Source organism: Salegentibacter agarivorans, assembly GCF_900113135.1.
In the GTDB taxonomy this organism is placed as follows: Bacteria; Bacteroidota; Bacteroidia; order Flavobacteriales; family Flavobacteriaceae; genus Salegentibacter; species Salegentibacter agarivorans.
This window is the reverse complement of the sequence record NZ_FOOH01000005.1, coordinates 108,763-127,929: the sequence shown is the minus strand read 5'-3', so window position 1 is coordinate 127,929 and position 19,167 is coordinate 108,763. Positions and strand designations below refer to the sequence as shown.

Annotated in this window: 11 protein-coding genes; 9 read left to right on the top strand and 2 right to left on the bottom strand. The window is 37.6% G+C overall.

Annotated features, from left to right (window positions below; translation table 11 throughout):
- The first annotated feature begins 26 nt into the window (after positions 1-26).
- Positions 27-1,940, top strand: a complete 1,914-nt coding sequence (locus tag BM084_RS05395) for an alpha/beta hydrolase-fold protein (protein WP_093303419.1) — start codon at positions 27-29, stop codon at positions 1,938-1,940.
- Between the two features lie 52 nt (positions 1,941-1,992).
- A complete protein-coding gene (locus BM084_RS05390; RefSeq protein WP_093303416.1) occupies positions 1,993-3,108 on the top strand; it encodes an alpha/beta hydrolase-fold protein in 1,116 nt (371 codons plus the stop codon).
- A gap of 25 nt (positions 3,109-3,133) precedes the next feature.
- Here the strand turns inward: BM084_RS05390 and BM084_RS05385 are convergent, their stop codons facing one another.
- The gene (locus BM084_RS05385) at positions 3,134-7,195 is read right to left on the bottom strand and encodes a hybrid sensor histidine kinase/response regulator transcription factor (protein ID WP_093303414.1); all 4,062 of its coding nucleotides are present in this window, start codon (positions 7,193-7,195) and stop codon (positions 3,134-3,136) included.
- A gap of 314 nt (positions 7,196-7,509) precedes the next feature.
- Positions 7,510-8,199: an NUDIX hydrolase gene (locus BM084_RS05380; RefSeq protein ID WP_075325809.1), complete on the bottom strand. Its 690-nt coding sequence runs from the start codon at positions 8,197-8,199 to the stop codon at positions 7,510-7,512.
- A 186-nt stretch (positions 8,200-8,385) separates the two neighbouring features.
- Between BM084_RS05380 and BM084_RS05375 the strand changes: the two genes are divergently transcribed.
- The 7 genes from BM084_RS05375 (at position 8,386) to BM084_RS05345 (ending at position 19,152) form a co-directional block, all read left to right on the top strand.
- Complete coding sequence (locus BM084_RS05375) at positions 8,386-9,924, top strand: alpha-N-arabinofuranosidase (RefSeq protein ID WP_075325810.1); 1,539 nt, start codon at positions 8,386-8,388, stop codon at positions 9,922-9,924.
- Between the two features lie 6 nt (positions 9,925-9,930).
- A complete protein-coding gene (locus tag BM084_RS05370) occupies positions 9,931-12,324 on the top strand; it encodes a glycoside hydrolase family 127 protein (protein ID WP_218152235.1) in 2,394 nt (797 codons plus the stop codon).
- A 25-nt stretch (positions 12,325-12,349) separates the two neighbouring features.
- Positions 12,350-14,041 (top strand): ribulokinase, encoded by a 1,692-nt coding sequence (locus tag BM084_RS05365; protein WP_093303411.1) that lies wholly within the window; start codon positions 12,350-12,352, stop codon positions 14,039-14,041.
- Positions 14,031-14,735 (top strand): L-ribulose-5-phosphate 4-epimerase, encoded by a 705-nt coding sequence (locus tag BM084_RS05360; protein WP_075325813.1) that lies wholly within the window; start codon positions 14,031-14,033, stop codon positions 14,733-14,735. The genes BM084_RS05365 and BM084_RS05360 overlap by 11 nt, the downstream gene beginning before the upstream one ends.
- A 77-nt stretch (positions 14,736-14,812) precedes the next feature.
- Positions 14,813-16,321, top strand: a complete 1,509-nt coding sequence (gene araA / locus BM084_RS05355; RefSeq protein ID WP_093303409.1) for an L-arabinose isomerase — start codon at positions 14,813-14,815, stop codon at positions 16,319-16,321.
- Between the two features lie 23 nt (positions 16,322-16,344).
- A complete protein-coding gene (locus tag BM084_RS05350; RefSeq protein ID WP_075325815.1) occupies positions 16,345-17,529 on the top strand; it encodes an aldose epimerase family protein in 1,185 nt (394 codons plus the stop codon).
- 3 nt (positions 17,530-17,532) lie between these two features.
- Positions 17,533-19,152, top strand: a complete 1,620-nt coding sequence (locus BM084_RS05345; protein WP_075325816.1) for a sodium:solute symporter — start codon at positions 17,533-17,535, stop codon at positions 19,150-19,152.
- Positions 19,153-19,167 lie beyond the last annotated feature (15 nt).

The following is a 19,167-nucleotide window of genomic DNA, read 5'->3' as shown; positions in this document are numbered from 1 at the left end:
TGATAACAATTTAAACTATTTGTACTATGAAAAAATTCAGTACGCTATTAATTTTTCTCCTGATGTTAGGACTTTCTTCATCGGCGCAGGAGATTTCCAAAGAAATGCCTCAGGGTTTTGATGAGGAACGCACAGGCATTGCCACCGGGAAAATTGACACAATTAGTTATGCTTCCAAAACGGTTGGAAATACGCGAAAAGCATTAATTTATACTCCACCGGGTTTTTCAAAAGAAAAGAAGTATCCTGTGTTATACTTGCTTCACGGTATTGGTGGGGATGAAAAAGAATGGCTGAAAGGAGCTAATCCGCAGGTAATTCTTGATAATCTTTATGCTGAAAACAGGCTTCAATCGATGCTGGTGGTAATGCCTAACGGAAGAGCGATGAAAAACGACCGTGCCGAAGGGAATATCTTTGCGCCGGATAAAATTGAAGCTTTTAGCCGTTTTGAAAGTGATTTATTAAATGACCTGATTCCTTTTATTGAAAAGAATTATCCGGTGCTGACAGATCGTGAGAATAGAGCTATTGCGGGGCTTTCTATGGGTGGTGGTCAATCCCTGAATTTTGGTCTTGGCAATCTCGATAAATTTGCCTGGGTGGGAGCTTTTTCAGCTGCACCCAACACCAAAGAACCTGAAGTGCTGCTACCAAATCCCCAGGAAGCCAAAGAAAAACTTGAGCTACTTTTTATTTCTTGTGGGGATAAGGATGATCTTATTAACGTAAGTCAGCGTACTCATAATTATCTCTTTCAGAAAGGAGTGCCGCACATCTATTATCTGGAGCCCGGTGGGCACGATTTTAAAGTCTGGAAGAACGGGCTTTATATGTTTAGCCAATTTTTATTTAAACCGGTAGATGAATCATCTTTCTCAGAATACACGGTTTTAGGAACTCCTGCTTCAACAAATATTCGTTCTGCTGATTATCCGCAGATTTTGCCGGACAATCGCGTAAGCTTCCGTATAAATGCTCCGGAAGCAAAGAAGGTCCAAATTGATCTCGGGAAAAAATACGATATGGAAAAAGATTCCAGCGGAGCCTGGACGGTTACTACTGATTCTATAGGTCAGGGATTTCATTATTATTCTTTGGTAATAGACGATGTAGCAGTAGCCGATCCTGCCAGCGAAACCTTTTACGGAATGGGTAGAATGGCAAGCGGAATTGAAATTCCATCCCGGGAGGGAGAATTTTATGCTCTAAAAGATGTACCGCACGGGGATGTACGGATTAAACGCTATTTTTCAGAAGTAACTAATAGCTGGCGCAGAATGTATGTTTACGCTCCTCCGGGTTACGACGCTTCAAATGAAGATTACCCGGTGTTATATTTACTGCACGGTGGAGGTGAGGACGAACGTGGCTGGTCTACCCAGGGACGTGCCGATTTGATTCTGGATAACCTTATTGCCGAAAACAAAGCTGAACCTATGCTGGTGGTAATGATGGATGGAAATTTAGGATCCCGTAATTCTTTTCAGCAATCACTTCAAACTTTTGAGCAGGAGCTGAAACAGGCTGTAATTCCATTTGTAGAAAATAATTATCGTGTAGCACCGGGGGCTGAAAACCGGGCTTTGGCCGGGCTTTCCATGGGCGGCCTTCAAACCTTATATGCTGGTATTCGAAATACCGATCTATTTTCTCATTTAGGAGTTTTTAGCTCCGGCTGGTTTACAGACAATCCAGAACTTACCAGGCCGGAATATGCTTTTATGAAAGAAAATGCGGCTAAAATTAATAACAATCTTAAATCTTTCTGGATTGCTATGGGTGATGAAGAAGATATAGCTTATAACAATAATAAAGCGATGATGGCCAAATTTGATGAGATGGGAATAAAGTATGATTATAGTGAATATCCCGGCGGCCATACCTGGCCAGTGTGGCGCCACAACCTTTATTCTTTTGCACCGCTGTTGTTCAAATAAGAAGATTTTTCTGGATAGGCTAATCTAATTATTAACATTTAAAATACTTATTATGAAACACTATAAATTAATACTCGTTCTAAGCTTAGCCTATTTGTTTCACCCTGGAATTGCACAGAGTCAAGGGAGGAACAATGAGGAAGAGTTTAAACCCTCCCCGGTAAATCAGCCGGGTAGTGAATATCCTATGGTTAACGAGAAAGGACAGGTTCGCACACAAATATCTGCTCCTGAAGCCCAAAAGGTTCAATTGGATATTGGCGGGGTGAAATACGATATGGAAAAAGATGAAGAAGGAGTGTGGACAGGTGAATCGGCACCGCAGGATGTAGGTTTTCACTATTATCAGTTAAACATAGATGGAGCTTCTGTGTCCGATCCCGGGAGTCTATATTTTTATGGAGCAAATCGCTGGGGAAGCGGTATTGAAGTGCCGGCTCAAGATCAGGAATTCTTTGCTTTAAAAAATGTTCCGCACGGTAAGGTTGAACAAATCCTTTTTCCGTCAAAAAGTACCGATACTTCGCGGCGAGCTTTTGTTTATACACCACCCGAGTATGATTTGGAACCACAGAAAGACTATCCGGTTTTATATTTACAACACGGGTATGGCGAAAATGAGACTTCCTGGCCCAATCAGGGGCGTGCCAACCTTATTATAGATAACCTGCTGGCGGAAGGAAAAACAAAACCTTTTATCATAGTGATGACCTATGGCATGACCAACGAAATAGAATTTGGAGGTTTAGAAGACTTCGATATCAAGCCTTTTCAAACGGTGTTGGTAAACGAATTAATTCCTTATATAGATACTCATTACAGAACAAAAGCCAATAAGGAAAACCGTGCAATGGCTGGCCTTTCTATGGGAGCTTTTGAAACAAAACTTATAACCCTAAACAAGCCTGATGTGTTTTCTCACTACGCTCTGTTTAGTGGAGGTATTTATGAACCGAAGGAACTCGAGGATAGAACCAAGCCTGAATTAATTTTTATTAGTACCGGCAGTAAGGAAAGACCTGATGCCGTAAAAAGTGCAGTTTCTGAATTGCAAAAGGAAGGTTTTAATGCGGTTTCATACGTTTCTGAGGGAACAGCGCACGAATTCCATACCTGGCGTCGTAGCTTACACCAGCTCGCTCCGTTGTTATTTCAAGCTGAGGATTAAATTATTGACTCTTTTTTAAAGTTAATTAAGCGTGTTTTTGCTTTTGCCGGTAATTTGTTGGAGGCATTCCATACAAATCTTTAAACCTGGTTGAAAATTTTGACGTGCTGGAAAAACCAACCGCGTAGGCTACTTCAGCTATATTAATATTTTTGGAAATCAGTAAATTGGCAGCTTCTTTCAGCCTGATATTTGTGATTAATTCTCCAGCCGATTGGTTGGTGAGCTGTTTTAATTTACGATAAAGATGAACCCGACTTATACCTAATTCTGAAGCAACCATTTCTACATTTAAATTTGGATTGCTTATATTATTATTCACAACTTCCATAAATTTTTCAACCAGGGTTTCATCACCAGATTTTAAATCTATATGCTTAATTTTCTCGTCGTGTAATTGGTTTCCGGAATAAGTGTTCTTTAAAACATTTCTGTTTTTAATGAGATTTTTTACCGTCTTTTTTAAGATATCTATATTAAAGGGTTTGTTGATATAAGCATCTGCACCTATTTCCAGCCCTTCCAGGTTAGTTTCCTTATCGGTTTTACCCGTTAAAAGAATTACAGGGATATGATTGGTATGAATATTTTTTTTGATTTTTCGCGTAAGCGTTATACCGTCCATTTCGGGCATTACTACATCACTAATTATTAAAGCGGGAGCGTTTTTAATCACCTCGGGAAGAGCTAATTTTCCGTTTTCTTTTTTTATAATGTTGTAATGGTTTTGTAATTCTATAGCGATATAATTTCTTATTTCATCATCATCATCAACTATTAAAACGGTAGGTTTATTCTTTTCTGAAGGACTTTTTACTTCCTCTCTATTAGGAATAATATGTATGGCATGAGTTTCTTTGTTAGGATATGAAGTGGCAGAAGTTTCTTCAGCAATCATACTTTTTTTTAAATGGCTTTTTCCCAAGGGTGCGCTAATTATAAACTTACAACCTTCCTGGTTCTTATTATTTTCAACTTTAACGGTGCCGTGGTGAAGTTCGGCTATAGATTTGGTTAAATGCAGGCCTATTCCTGTACCTTCAAACTGTCTGCTTTCATTATTAGAGACCTGGTAGAAACGGTTAAAGACGTTATTTAGTTCACTTTCCTTGATGCCAACGCCGTTATCTTTTACGCTAATGTAAAATTGGTTCTTTTTTTCATGAGTGCCTATATTCACTTCAATAGTTCCATTTTGGGGAGTGAATTTTATAGCATTGGAAATTAAATTCTGAATTATCTTATCAAAATGATTTGGATCTATATAAGCTGTTATTTCTGAATCTGGATGATTAATCTCGAATTTGACTCCGTGACTTTCAATCTGGTCGTCAAAAAGTGAAGTTATAGATTTTACAAAACCTATTATTTCAGTTTTTTGAAATTTCAATTCAATTTTTCCCTGGTCAAATTTTCGGGCATTAATTAATTGGTTTAAAAGATGCAAAATCCGCTCAGAATTTCGCTCCATAATTTTATAGAGCTTTTGGCGATCTTCTTCGGTATCGGATTTTATAAGTTTTTTTAACGGATTTATAATTAAGGAAATTGGGGTTTTTATATCGTGAGAAATATTAGTTAAAAATTGCAGCTTAGCTTCATTAATCTGTTCTGCGCGTAAATGTTCCTGTAACTCATTCTTTGTTTTACGTCGCTGTAATATTTCCTGCACTATAACATAAGAAATAACAATAAGCAGTAATAAATAGCCTAATTTGGCCCAGCTTGAAAAATACCAGGGCGGGTGAATAATTATGCTAAGTTCCTGCTCGTTGGAGTATTCTCCATAATCTTTAGCTCTTACTTTAAAATTATAGGTCCCAGGTTCAAGGTTATTAAAGGTTACGGTATTCATCCCAGGTCTTAATTTTATCCAGTTTTCTGAATTAAGGGAATAAGAATACGTAATCCACTGCTGGTTTTTGAATGCAAACGAAGAAAATTCAATACTAAAATCGTTATCGTTATGAGCCAGTTCAATAGTATCAGCATCAGTAATTGCTTTTTCTATTATGGAATAAGAACCAGATTTCATTCCTTTTTTTACCGGTTCGTCTTGAAGATAAAATCCTGTAATTCTTAAATCTACATCACTTCCTTTTGAAGTTATTTCTGAAGGATCAAAAAAAGTGATACCGTTGGTGCTTCCAAAATATAGGCGACCATTAGCTTCAGCATAAGACGCGTTTTTATTGAATTCATTTCCCTGAAGCCCATCCCGGAAATAGTAATTTTTAAACTCTTTGGTTTGAAGTTCGAATTTTGAAATACCATTATTGGTACTTATCCACAAATTATTATTGCTGTCTTCCTCTATCGCGCTTATTACATCACTGGGAAGGCCTTGCTCCATAGTGTAGTTTTGGGTAATAGTATCGTTATGTGGTTTGTAAAATAAACCTTCAGAAGTTCCAATCCATAAATTATTTTCTTCATCTTCATATAGGCTGTAAACAATTTTATTGGTTAAGATATGGTTTTCACCTTTTTGGTTCAGGTAGCTATTTTTCTCTAAATCCAGGGTGGCAAGCCCATCATAAGTACCTATATAAAGCTTATTGGTATTAGATAGGAGTAAGCAGTTAATCCATTTATTGTATAACTGGTCAAAAGGGGCTCCATTTTCAATAACATTACGGTTTGTGCTTTCTTTGGTTTCAAGATTATAAGAATAAAGTCCGTATCCCAGGGTACCAATCCAAAGATTTTTCTTGCTATCTTCAGTAATATTATAGACGCGTTCTACGGTATTATTTTTGTCGTCTTTAAAAGGCTCAATATATTTTAAATCCTGCGTTTCCCTATTTACTTTTGCGAGACCGTTAAGGTACGTGCCAATCCATAATTCATTTTCGGAATCCTGGAAAATGCTCATAATACTCGCCGATCCCTGTATCCCATTTTGACCTAAATGAAAACGCTGTTTTTTATCTTCGGTTACACCATATAATCCGTCCCCATCGGTACCTACCCACAAAATCTTTTGCCTGTCCTTAAATATAGATACCACGCTGTTGGAACCTATAATGTTGTTTTTTACCGATTGATAGCCTATATAATTAAAATTATTGGCCTTATCTGGAATTAGTAAAACTCCTTTTTGATAAATACCGAGCCAAAGATTATCGGCTTTATCCTGCATTATAGAGTGAATTTTAGTTTTCTTAAAATCGAAATTAGCAATGCTAAAATCGTTCACACTCATTTTTTCTCTTACAGGATCATAGATCTTTAAACCCATCCCATCTGTACCCACAAAAATTTCATTCTCTTTATTTACAAAAAGTGTTTTTACCGGTAGATTTTTAGAGTCTTCTATAAATTTAAAATTATCTTTTTCACGGTTATATTTAAACAGGCCCGCACTCAAACTCCCCACGTACAAATTCCCATTTTGATCTTGAGTAATACTGGAAATTTGAGTTTCATAATCATTTTCATTAAAATACTCGGTGATTTTACCTTCGCGCGTTATTTTAAATAGCCCTTTATCCTGGCTTATGGCCCATAGATTTTCATTTCTATCTTCAAAAATTTTTTCAAGAAACGAAGTGGGAACCATCTCGGGAAACTTCCTAGCAACAGGTTTACCATTCTCCTGGCTTAATTTTAAAATGCCCTGCCCAGAAGTTCCTATTAAAATTTCTCCATTTTCTCTTTCAAGCATAGTGGTAACGTGCGCGGGATAGGCAGAACTATCTTCCGTTAAGAGAGGAATTTCATGGAATTCTTCAGTAGCGTGGTCAAAATATTGTAAACCATTAAAAAAACCGAAATATAAAACACCCTCACTATCCTGAAATATGGACTTTACATAATTGTTTAAGATTGAAGTAGAATCTTCCCGTTCTTGTTTATAAATTGAAAATTTGGCCCCATCGTACCTGTCTAAACCATCTTCGGTGGCAATCCAAATATAGCCTTTGCTATCCTGAAAGATTTGATTAATTAAACTACTGGAAAGTTCTGCATCTGTAGAAAATAGATTTCCTACCTGCCCATAATTGAAGAGTGGAGATAATAGAAGGATGGTTAATAATAAATAGCATCTATTTAAACAGGCTACTTTAAAATTGGGTGCTTTCATATAGACCTCATCGTAATTTTTAGGGTGTAGAACTTTTTTAGAATAATTAATTATTGAAATTTTTCATTAAAACTGGCGCAGCATAAAAAACTTATGGTTTGTATGACCACAAGTTATAATTTTTTTCTTAAATTAGCAATCTATTAGAGATTTATAAAAATTACGCCCCAATAAATACTTATTTTCATCCTTTTGGGAGAAAAGTTTTAATTTCAATTTTACGGTTGATTATTCATTAAGTTCGATAAAACTACTCTCAAAAGGATTTTTTATTGAAAATATTTAGAAAAAAATATTGGGTAGTATTTGCTAAATCATAGTTTAAAAGAAAAACCTTCTTCCACTTTCTGCTGATATTTTTCGGCATCAAACTGGTATAAAAAAGAACCCTTCCGGGAAGAATTCATATCTTTTTCTTCCAGTTTAATTAAAATATCCAAAGCATTGATTTTATTGATAAAATTGCGTTTATCCAGCTTTTCTCCAAGTATAGATTCATAAAGTTTTTGAAGCTGGCGCATCGTAAATTTTTCGGGTAGAAGTTCAAAACCAATTGGCTTTTTAGAAGTTTTGTAGCGTAACCTTTTTATAGCTTTGGTAATCATTTCAGAATGGTCAAAAATAAGCTCGGGAAGTTCTGTGACGCTAAACCATTTGGCCGAATATTTATCAATTAGAGCCTTGTCATGCTCTTTAATATTAATAAGGGCAAAATAGGCTACCGATATGGTTCTTTCTGCAGGATCCCGGTCTACTTCACTAAAAGCGTACAACTGCTCCATGTAAATTTGTTCAATTCCGGTTAGTTGATAAAGGATACGGTTAGCAGCGATATTAAGGTTTTCGTGTCTTTTAAGAAAACCTCCCATCAAAGACCATTTTCCTTTTTCGGGTTCAAAATTTCTTTTAATAAGAAGAATTTTTAAATCTTCCTCATCAAAACCAAATATTATACAATCTACTGCCAGAAGAACTTTGTCTTCTAATTGGTATTTCTGAACCATTTTTTTCCTGAAATTTAAAACCGAAACGCGGCCATGCTAATATTGAATTTAATTTCTGAACTTACAAAATTAAAAATTTGTTAAAGAAAAATTGTTTTTGAGATTTACTTTTATTTATATTTGGAAATGTATAATTAACACTTAAGGAGTTTAAAGATATTTAATTCACTGTAAATCAATAATAATATGAAAGTTAAAATTTTATTTGCTCTTATGCTCGGCTTCGTTTTTAATGTACAGGGGCAGGAGACAAAAATTTCATTCAAAACGGCAGAAGATGCGCCTAAAATTAGTAAGCATATTTATGGGCATTTTGCTGAACATCTGGGCAGATCTATTTATGATGGATTTTACGTAGGAGATACCAGTGCTATCCCAAATAAAGATGGGGTGAGAATAGATATAATTGAAGCTTTAAAGGAAATACAAATACCAAACCTAAGATGGCCCGGAGGTTGTTTTGCTGATACTTACCAATGGAAAGATGGTATTGGCCCCCAGGAAGACAGACCTACTATGGTAAACTCCTGGTGGGGTGGCGTAACCGAAGATAACAGCTTTGGTACTCATAATTTTTTAAACCTTTGTGAAGAACTGGGTGCAGAGCCTTTTATTTCGGCAAATGTAGGAAGCGGAACAGTTCAGGATTTTATGGACTGGGTACAGTATACAAACCATCCAGAAGGAAGTCCTATGGCTAAGCTGAGGAAAGAAAATGGAAGAGATGAACCCTGGAAAGTAAAATATTGGGGTATTGGAAATGAAATGTGGGGTTGCGGTGGTAATATGACCGTTGAATATTACGCGAATATATATAAGCAGTATTCAACCTTTATGACCGCCGGAGAAAATAAAGACAATCTTTACAGAATTGCCGCCGGAGCTTCCGGAGACGATTATCACTGGACAGAAGTTTTAATGAAAGAAGTTCCAAAATCTTTAATTGAAGCCGTTGGTCTTCACCATTATGCAGTAATAGATTGGGAAAATAAAGGTCCAGCTACAGGCTATGACGAGGAGATCTATTTTAAAAGTATGGAAGAAGCGCTTAAAATGGATGAGTTTGTTAAAGGGCATATAGAAGTCATGGAGAAGCATGACCCTAAAAATGAAATAGATCTTGTAGTAGATGAATGGGGCGGCTGGTACGACGTTGAAGAAGGTACTAATCCCGGATTTTTATATCAGCAAAATACTATGAGAGACGCTATGATTGCCGGTACAACCTTAAACATTTTTAATAATCATAGTGGGAGGGTTAAAATGGCCAATTTGGCGCAAACTGTAAATGTTTTACAGGCAGTGGCGCTAACCGAAGGTGAAAAAATGATTCTTACGCCAACTTACCACGTATTTAAAATGTACACCGTACACCACGATGCGCAGTTATTACCCGTTGAGTTTGATTCTCCTGAATATACCTACAATGGAGAATCGTTGCCTGCAATTTCTGTTTCAGCTTCTAAAAATGAAACCGGAAATACCAATATTTCATTGGTAAATATTGATGCCAGTGCAGAGCATAAAGTAGAAATAGATTTGGAAGGTTTAGATGTTAATAATATTGAAGCTGAAATCCTGAAATCAGGGAAAATCCAGGATCACAATACTTTTGATAATCCTAATAAAATAAATATTGCTGAATTTAAAGATTTTAAATTGAGAAAAGGCAAGTTGGAAGTTAGCCTCCCACCTTTTTCTGTAGTAGTATTATCGTCTAAATAATTTAAAATGAAATTTTCCTTTGCTGATCTTAAAATAAATCTTTTTAGCTTATTAGTTTGCCTGGCCTCAACATTTATGTTTGGCCAGCAAACCAAATTAGAAACTTTTAAGCTTCAGGATGTCAGCCTAGAAGAAGGTCCTTTTCGCAATGCGATGCTGGTTGATTTAGATTATATCTTAGAATTAAATCCCGATAAACTTTTAGCACCTTTTTTACGTGAAGCCGGGTTGCAGCCAAAGGCAGAAAGTTATACCAATTGGGAAAATTCAGGCTTAGATGGTCATATTGGGGGGCATTATCTTACTGCCCTGGCCCAGATGCAGGCTTCAGCGGGAAGTGAAAAAGCCGATTCGTTGCTTACCTATAGTTTAAATGAATTAGAAAGAGCGCAGCAAGCTAATGCTAACGGATACATAGGTGGCGTTCCCGGAAGTAAAGAATTATGGAGTCAAATTTCTAAAGGCAAAATTGATGCTGCAAGTTTTAGCTTAAATGGAAAATGGGTGCCTCTATATAACATTCATAAAACCTACGCAGGGCTTCGGGATGCTTATCAAATTGCCGGAAAATCTAAGGCCAAAGATATGTTGATCAGTTTTTCTGACTGGATGCTGCAGGTCACCAGCGGACTGTCAGAAGAACAAATTCAGGAATTATTGGTTTCAGAACACGGTGGATTAAACGAGGTTTTTGCAGATGTGGCCAAAATCACCGGTGAAGAAAAATACCTGGAATTGGCCTATAAATTTTCACATCAAAAACTGCTTAAACCATTAGCCTCGAATAATGATATTCTAAATGGAATGCATGCCAACACGCAGATTCCTAAAGTAATTGGTTTTGAAACAATTGCTGGTTTAGATGACAACGAAGATTATCATACTGCTGCGACTTATTTCTGGGATAATGTGGTCAATAAACGCTCGGTAGCCATTGGAGGAAATAGCGTTAGGGAGCATTTTCATCCTACTACAGATTTTTCTGAAATGATTTCCAGCGAGCAGGGGCCAGAAACCTGTAACACCTATAATATGTTAAGGTTAAGTGAGAAATTATTTCTTACTAATCCAGATGAAAAATATATAGATTATTATGAAGAAGCATTATACAATCATATTCTTTCTTCCCAACATCCCGAAAAGGGAGGCTTTGTATATTTTACTCCAATGCGTCCCGGCCATTACCGGGTTTACTCCCAGCCGGAAACGAGTTTTTGGTGCTGTGTAGGTTCCGGAATTGAAAATCATGGAAAGTATAATCAGTTTATTTATACCCATTCTGAAAACGAGTTGTATGTAAATCTTTTTATTCCTTCTACCTTAAAATGGGAAAAACAAAATGTAGAAATACTCCAGCAAACTGATTTCCCAAAAGAAGAAACCACGAATCTTAGTATTAAGACTAAGGAGCCGAAAAATTTTATTCTTCATCTGAGGTATCCTTCCTGGGTGAAAAAAGGTCAGTTTAAAATTTATATAAATGAAGAATCTTTTGCAGTAAATCAAGAGCCGGGTTCTTATGTAAGTATTAACCGAACCTGGGAAAACGGAGATAAAGTAAGAGTGGAATTACCTATGCAAATTACAGCCGAAAAACTTCCCGATGGTTCAGACTATGCCGCGCTAAAATATGGACCAATTATTTTGGGAACAAAAACCGGGAAGGAAGATAAAAAAGGAGTTTTTGCTGATGACAGTCGGGGTGGCCATATTGCAGATGGTACTCAAATACCAATCTCTCAAATGCCTGTATTTTTATCTGAAAATCTAGAAGATCTGGTGGAAAAAGTCAAAAAGAATCCGGGTGAACATCTAAGTTTTTCAGTAGCCGATGGTATTTATCCAGAAAAGTTTAAGGAACAGGAATTTATTCCTTTTTATAATATCCACGAGTCCAGATATGCCATTTATCTTCCACTGGAAACGAAAGAAAGTTACCAGAAAAAACAAAAAGACTTAAAGGAAATGGAAATCGTTGAGCGTGAACTGGAAGCAAATACCATAGACAGGGTAGTTCCCGGTGAACATCAACCGGAATCAGATCATTTTATTCAAAGTAAAAATTCTAATACCGGCGTTCATCAAAATCGTCATTGGCGTGATGCTTCAGGATGGTTCAGTTACGAGCTGGAAGACAATGCACAAAACGCCAGCAAGCTTCAAATTACTTACTATGGAAAAGATGCAAATAGGGAATTTAGTATTTATATAAATGATGAAGTTCTGGTTGAAGAAAATTTTAATGGCGAAGAAGGCGACCAATTTTTTTCTAAAGAATATAAACTGCCAAACAATTTAGAATATAATGAAGAGGAAAAAATCACCATACGTTTTGAAGCCAAATCGGGATCCAGAACAGCAGGTATTTATGATATAAGATTATTAAAAGAATTGCAATAAAAAAGATTTAAATAGCATACCAAGAATGAAGAATTACGTTATAGGCCTGGATTATGGAACTGACTCAGTAAGAGCAGTACTTGTAGATACAGGGAGTGGAGAAGAACTGGCCACTGATACATTTTATTATCCGCAGTGGCGTGATAAGAAATATTGTAATGCGGCAATCAACCAATTTCGGCAACATCCGGCAGATCATATTGAAGGCTTAGAAAAAACAATAAAAGGTGTTTTAGCAAAAACCAGTGTTGATGGTTCTGCAGTAAAAGGAATTTGTATTGATACTACCGGTTCTTCACCAATTGCTGTTACAAAGGAAGGTACTCCGCTGGCTTTTGAAGAAGGTTTGAAGGAGAACCCAAACGCAATGATGGTACTTTGGAAAGACCACACCGCCATTAACGAGGCCAATGAAATAAACGAATTGGCCAGGACCTGGGGCGGGGAAGATTTTACCAAATACGAAGGTGGAATTTATTCTTCTGAATGGTTTTGGGCAAAAATTGCGCATGTTATTCGTGAAGATGAAGCCGTGAAAAACGCCGCCTATTCCTGGATGGAGCATTGCGATCTATTGACGTTTATGCTTATTGCAAATCAGGATTTAGCTTCTTTTAAACGAAGCCGTTGCGCTGCAGGTCACAAAGCGATGTGGCATGAAAGCTGGGGCGGGCTTCCTCCTAAAGATTTTCTAAATAAACTGGATCCTTATTTAGGTGAATTACGGGAAAGGCTATACACCGAGACCTATACTTCAGATGAAGTTGCCGGAAATTTAAGTGCAGTCTGGGCCGAAAAGCTTGGACTTTCTACCGATTGTGTAGTCGCGGTTGGAACCTTCGATGCCCATTCCGGGGCGGTTGGTGCAAAAATAGATAAGCATACCTTAGTTCGCGTTATGGGAACTTCTACCTGTGATATTATCGTTTCAGAACAGGAAAATGTTGGAGATAAAACCGTTCGCGGAATCTGCGGACAGGTAGATGGATCGGTAATTCCTAAAATGATCGGCCTGGAAGCCGGACAATCAGCTTTTGGCGATGTTCTCGCCTGGTTTAAAGATGTGCTAAACTGGCCTTTGGAGAATTTGGTTTTCAATTCAGCTATTATTTCCGAAGAACAAAAAGCAAAACTTAGAGATGAAATTGATAAAGATTTCATTAAAAAACTTTCTGAAGCAGCCGAAGAAATTCCGCTTTCAGAAAGTATTCCTATTGCTTTAGACTGGATAAACGGGAGAAGAACTCCAGATGCTAACCAAGAGTTAAAAAGTGCGATTACCAAACTTTCACTGGGTTCAAAAGCACCTCATATTTTTAAAGCGCTTATCAATGCCATTTGCTTTGGTTCCAAACAAATTGTAGATCGTTTTGAAGAAGAAGGAGTAAAAATAAATAGCGTAATTGGTATTGGGGGAGTAGCAAGAAAATCGCCCTTTATTATGCAAACCCTAGCCAACGTTTTAAATATGCCCATAAAAGTTGCTTCTTCAGATGAAGCTCCTGCTCTTGGTGCTGCAGTTTATGCAGCCGTTGCTGCGGGGCTTTATCCAAATGTAATCGAGGCCAGTAAAAAACTGGGCAGTGATTTTGAAGCCGAATATCATCCTGAACCGGAAGCTTTGGAAACTTACGCCGGTTTAATGGAAGAATATAAAGAATTGGGCGCTTTTGTTGAAAATAATATTAACCGAAAATCTACCGTGAATGAGCTCTAAATATAAAGCACTAAAACAGGAATGTTACGAGGCCAATATGGAACTTGATGCTTTAAACCTGGTGATCTATACTTTCGGAAATGTAAGTGCCGTAGATCGTGAAAAAAAGGTTTTTGCAATTAAGCCAAGTGGCGTTCCCTATGAAGAATTAAAACCGGAAGACATTGTAATCCTGGATTTTGATAATACTGTGATTGAAGGTGAAATGCGGCCTTCTTCTGATACCAAAACCCACGCTTTTCTTTATAAAAACTGGGAAAACATTGGTGGGATAGCCCATACTCACGCTACATATTCTGTAGCATGGGCACAGGCGCAATTAGATATTCCTATTTTTGGAACTACACACGCCGATCATCTTACCGCCGATATTCCCTGCGCACCGCCAATGCGTGATGAACTAATAGAAGGGAATTACGAACATAATACCGGGATCCAGATTTTAGATTGTTTTAAAGATAAAAACCTTTCTTATGAAGAAGTACCTATGGTGTTAATTGGTAATCACGGTCCCTTTACCTGGGGAAAAGACGCCGCCAAAGCTGTGTACAATAGTAAGGTGTTGGAAGAGGTGGCAAAAATGGCATTGCTTACCAAACAAATTAATCCGGAAGCACCAAGAATGAAGGATTCCTTAATCAAAAAACATTACGAACGTAAACACGGCAAAAATGCCTATTACGGCCAAAATTAATATCTACCCTAATAATCACCTCACAGGCTTCAAAAACCTGTGGGGTTTTTTAAAAAACTAAATAATTCTGAATTCAAATGATAAATATAGAAGCAAAAGAAATATGGTTCGTCACCGGGAGCCAGCATTTATACGGCGATGAAACCTTAAACCAGGTTGCCGCCGATTCAAAGGCAATTGTAAACGGACTTAACGAGTCGAAACATCTTCCGCTGAAAATAGTATGGAAAGACACGGTAAAGACCGCAGATGAGATCACTGATATTTGTCAGGACGCCAATGCCAATAAAAATTGTATTGGAATCGTAGCCTGGATGCATACTTTTTCGCCTGCCAAAATGTGGATTAAGGGGCTAAGCTTACTTAAAAAGCCTCTTTGCCATTTACATACGCAATTTAATGCTGAAATTCCGTGGGGTAAAATTGATATGGATTATATGAATCTTCATCAGTCAGCGCACGGAGACAGGGAATTTGGTTTTATGATGAGCAGAATGCGTAAAAAGCGTAAAGTAATTGTTGGTCACTGGAAAACAGATCGCGTTCAGCAAAAACTTGGGATTTGGTCTCGAGTGGTTTTAGGTTGGGACGAACTGCAGCATCTAAAAGTAGCGCGTATTGGAGATAATATGCGCAATGTAGCCGTTACCGAAGGTGATAAAGTTGCTGCGGAAATGAAATTTGGAATGGCCGTAAACGGTTATGATTCTTCAGAAGTTGTAGCGCATATCGATAAAATTTCAGAAGAAAAAATAAATGAATTACTGAAGAAATATGAAGCTGATTATAACTTAAGCCAGGACCTGAAAGAGGGTGGTTCACAAAGAGATTCTTTGGTGGACGCCGCTAAAATTGAATTAGGATTAAGATCATTTTTAGACGAAGGTGGTTTCAAAGCTTTTACCGATACTTTTGAAAACCTTGGAAAGCTGAAACAACTTCCGGGTATTGCCGTACAACGGCTAATGGCAGATGGTTACGGTTTTGGCGCAGAAGGCGATTGGAAAACCGCAGCGCTTTTACGTGCTATGAAAGTTATGGCTGTTGGATTAGAAGAAGGGACTTCTTTTATGGAAGATTATACCTATCATTTCACCCCACAAAAATCTTATGTTTTAGGCTCGCATATGTTGGAAATTTGTCCTTCAATTGCTGATGCTAAGCCAACCTGTGAAGTTCATCCGCTTGGAATTGGTGGAAAAGAAGACCCCGTTAGATTGGTTTTCAACGCTCCAAAGGGCGATGCTTTAAATGCATCGTTAATAGATATGGGCAATAGGTTTAGGTTAATTGTAAACGAAGTGGAAGCGGTAGCGCCGGAAGCCGATTTACCAAATTTACCGGTAGCGCGTGTGCTTTGGGATGCAAAACCCAATCTTGAAGTTGCCGCTACTTCCTGGATTTTAGCCGGGGGAGCACATCACACGGTGTATACACAGGCATTAACCACTGAGTTTTTGGAAGATTTTGCCGATATAGCCGGGATTGAATTACTGGTTATTGATGACAAAACCAGTATTAGGGAATTTAAAGATAAAATAAACGCTAATGAGGCGTATTACCATATGTTTCAACACGGAATGTAATTTCTAACCTAACGCATCTAATTATGAAAATTTCAAAAAATAATCTTTTCGGCTTCGGGATAGTTTTTCTGTCCTTGTTTTTTATTCAGTGTAAAAATAGCGACAAGGAAGCTGAAACTAAAGAAAATGAAATGAATACCGAAAAAAGCCAAAAAACGGAAATGCAAAAAGAAGACTACGGTACCACATCTGATGGTGAAAAAGTAGCGCAATATACGCTCACCAATGAAAATGGAATGGAAGTAAAAATCATCACTTATGGTGGTAGAATTACTTCTTTAAAAGCTCCCAATAAGAACGACGAATTTGAGAATGTGGTTTTAGGATTTGATTCTTTAGAGCAATACACCAAGGACAATCCGTTTTTTGGAGCTTTAATTGGCCGTTTTGGAAATCGCATTGCAAATGGAAAATTCACCTTAGACGGAGAAGAGTATACCCTGGCTCAAAATGACGGGCAAAATCATCTGCATGGTGGTGAAAAAGGTTTTGATAAAGTGGTTTGGACTGTTGATGATGCCAGTGCAAATTCTCTTAGCCTTTCTTATATAAGTGAAGATATGGAAGAAGGTTATCCTGGAACCCTGAAAACTACGGTGGTTTACACTTTAACTGAGGATAACGCCCTGGAAGTAGATTATAATGCTACAACCGATAAGAAAACAGTATTGAATTTAACCCAGCACGCTTATTTTAACCTTTCAGGAGATTTTTCTGAAACTATTTTAGATCATAAAATTGAAATAAATGCTGATGAATTTTTACCGGTAAACGAAACTTTGATCCCAACAGGAGAATTAAAGGATGTGGCAGGAACTCCTTTTGATTTTCGCGAAGCGAAAACCGTGGAACAGCATATTGAAGGAAAAAATGAACAACTGGAACGTGGCCAGGGTTACGATCATTGCTGGGTGTTAAATGAGCAGGATAGTGGAATGCGCTTTGCAGCTTCCGCTTATCACGAGGAAAGTGGTAGAATGCTGGAGGTTCACACCAATGAACCGGGAATTCAGTTTTATTCTGGGAATTTTCTAGACGGGACACTTCCCCAGGCAGATGGCGAGGGAAACTACGGTCATAGAAGTGGCTTTTGTCTTGAAACGCAACATTACCCAGATTCTCCAAATCAGGAAGGTTTTCCTTCTGTAGTATTGGAGCCGGGAGAGACTTATTCTTCAAAAACCAGTTTTAAATTTTCAGTAAAATAAGTTATGAAAGCATTAGATATTTATGACTGGATTGCGATTAGCCTGTACTTTTTGGTGTTAGCAGGAATTGCCTTTTGGGTAATAAGAAAAAAACAGTCTAATACCGAAGATTATTTTCTTGCTGGGAGAAATGTGGGTTGGTTTGTTGTTGGAGCTTCTATTTTTGCATCCAATATTGGGTCAGAACACGTTGTTGGCCTTGCCGGTGCCGGTGCGGGGAATAAGCTGCCAATGCTTATTTATGAAATACAGGCCTGGGTAGTGCTTATTCTTGGCTGGGTATTTTTACCATTTTACGCCAGGAGTGGTGTTTTTACAATGCCCGAATTTCTCGAAAAACGATTTGATGCCAGGTCAAGATGGGTGTTATCTGTATTTTCTATAATCGCCTATGTACTTACAAAAATTTCGGTAACTATTTATGCGGGAGGTATTGTGGTTTCTGCTTTACTCGGAATCAATTTCTGGACCGGAGCACTTTCTACGGTAATCTTAACCGGTATTTATACCGTTTTAGGCGGAATGCGGGCAGTTGTTTATACGGAAACCCTGCAAGCTATTATTCTTGTGCTTGGTGCTGCCGCCCTTACGTTTATCGGCTTAGATGAAGTAGGAGGTTGGGCAAGTATGAAAGAAACCGTAACGCCCGAATATCTTAATATGTGGCGCTCTGCTTCAGATCCCGATTTTCCCTGGCCATCACTTTTAATTACCAGTACAATTGTTGGTATTTGGTATTGGTGTACAGACCAGTATATTGTACAACGTGCACTTACTGCAAAAAATATTAAAGAAGGAAGACGAGGAACTATTTTTGGCGCTTTACTAAAATTACTTCCGGTATTCTTATTCTTAATTCCGGGTATTATCGCCCTTACGCTTAAGATGCGTGGAGAATTACATTGGGATAGCCCAGATGAAGCTTTTCCTGTTTTGATGAGTAACTTATTACCTTCAGGATTACGCGGACTTGTAGCTGCCGGATTACTTGCTGCATTAATGAGTTCTTTAGCTTCAGTTTTTAATTCTTGTTCTACATTATTTACGGTAGATATTTATAAAAAATTGAGACCAAATACCCCGGAGAAAAAACTGGTGAGAACCGGGCAAATCGCAACTGTGATTATAGTGATCATCGGAATTATTTGGATCCCGATTATGGCGAATATTTCCGGAGTTTTATATGAATATTTACAGAAAGTACAATCATATATCGCACCTCCAATTACCGCTGTATTCTTACTGGGTATTTTCTATAAGCGTATAAACGCACAGGGTGCTTTTGTGACTTTAGTAGTTGGATTTATTGTAGGAGCTCTCAGGATTATCCTGGAATTATTTAAAGATTCCTTAGATCCAGACGGGTTCTTATTCCTGGTAGGAGATATTAACTTTTTAACTTTCGCGGCCTGGTTCTTCCTTTTCTGTGTAGTGCTAATTACCGTGGTAAGTTTCTTAACCAGTATTCCTTCAAAAATTAAAACCGATAATCTTACGTTCCAGACAATTTCTGAAGAAGAAAAGAAAAACAACAAAAACAGCTATAACTGGGTTGATATTGTAGTTTCTATTCTTGTAGTACTATTGGTTATTGGAGTGATGATTTTCTTTAACGGAAGATAACTGCTGAGTAAATAG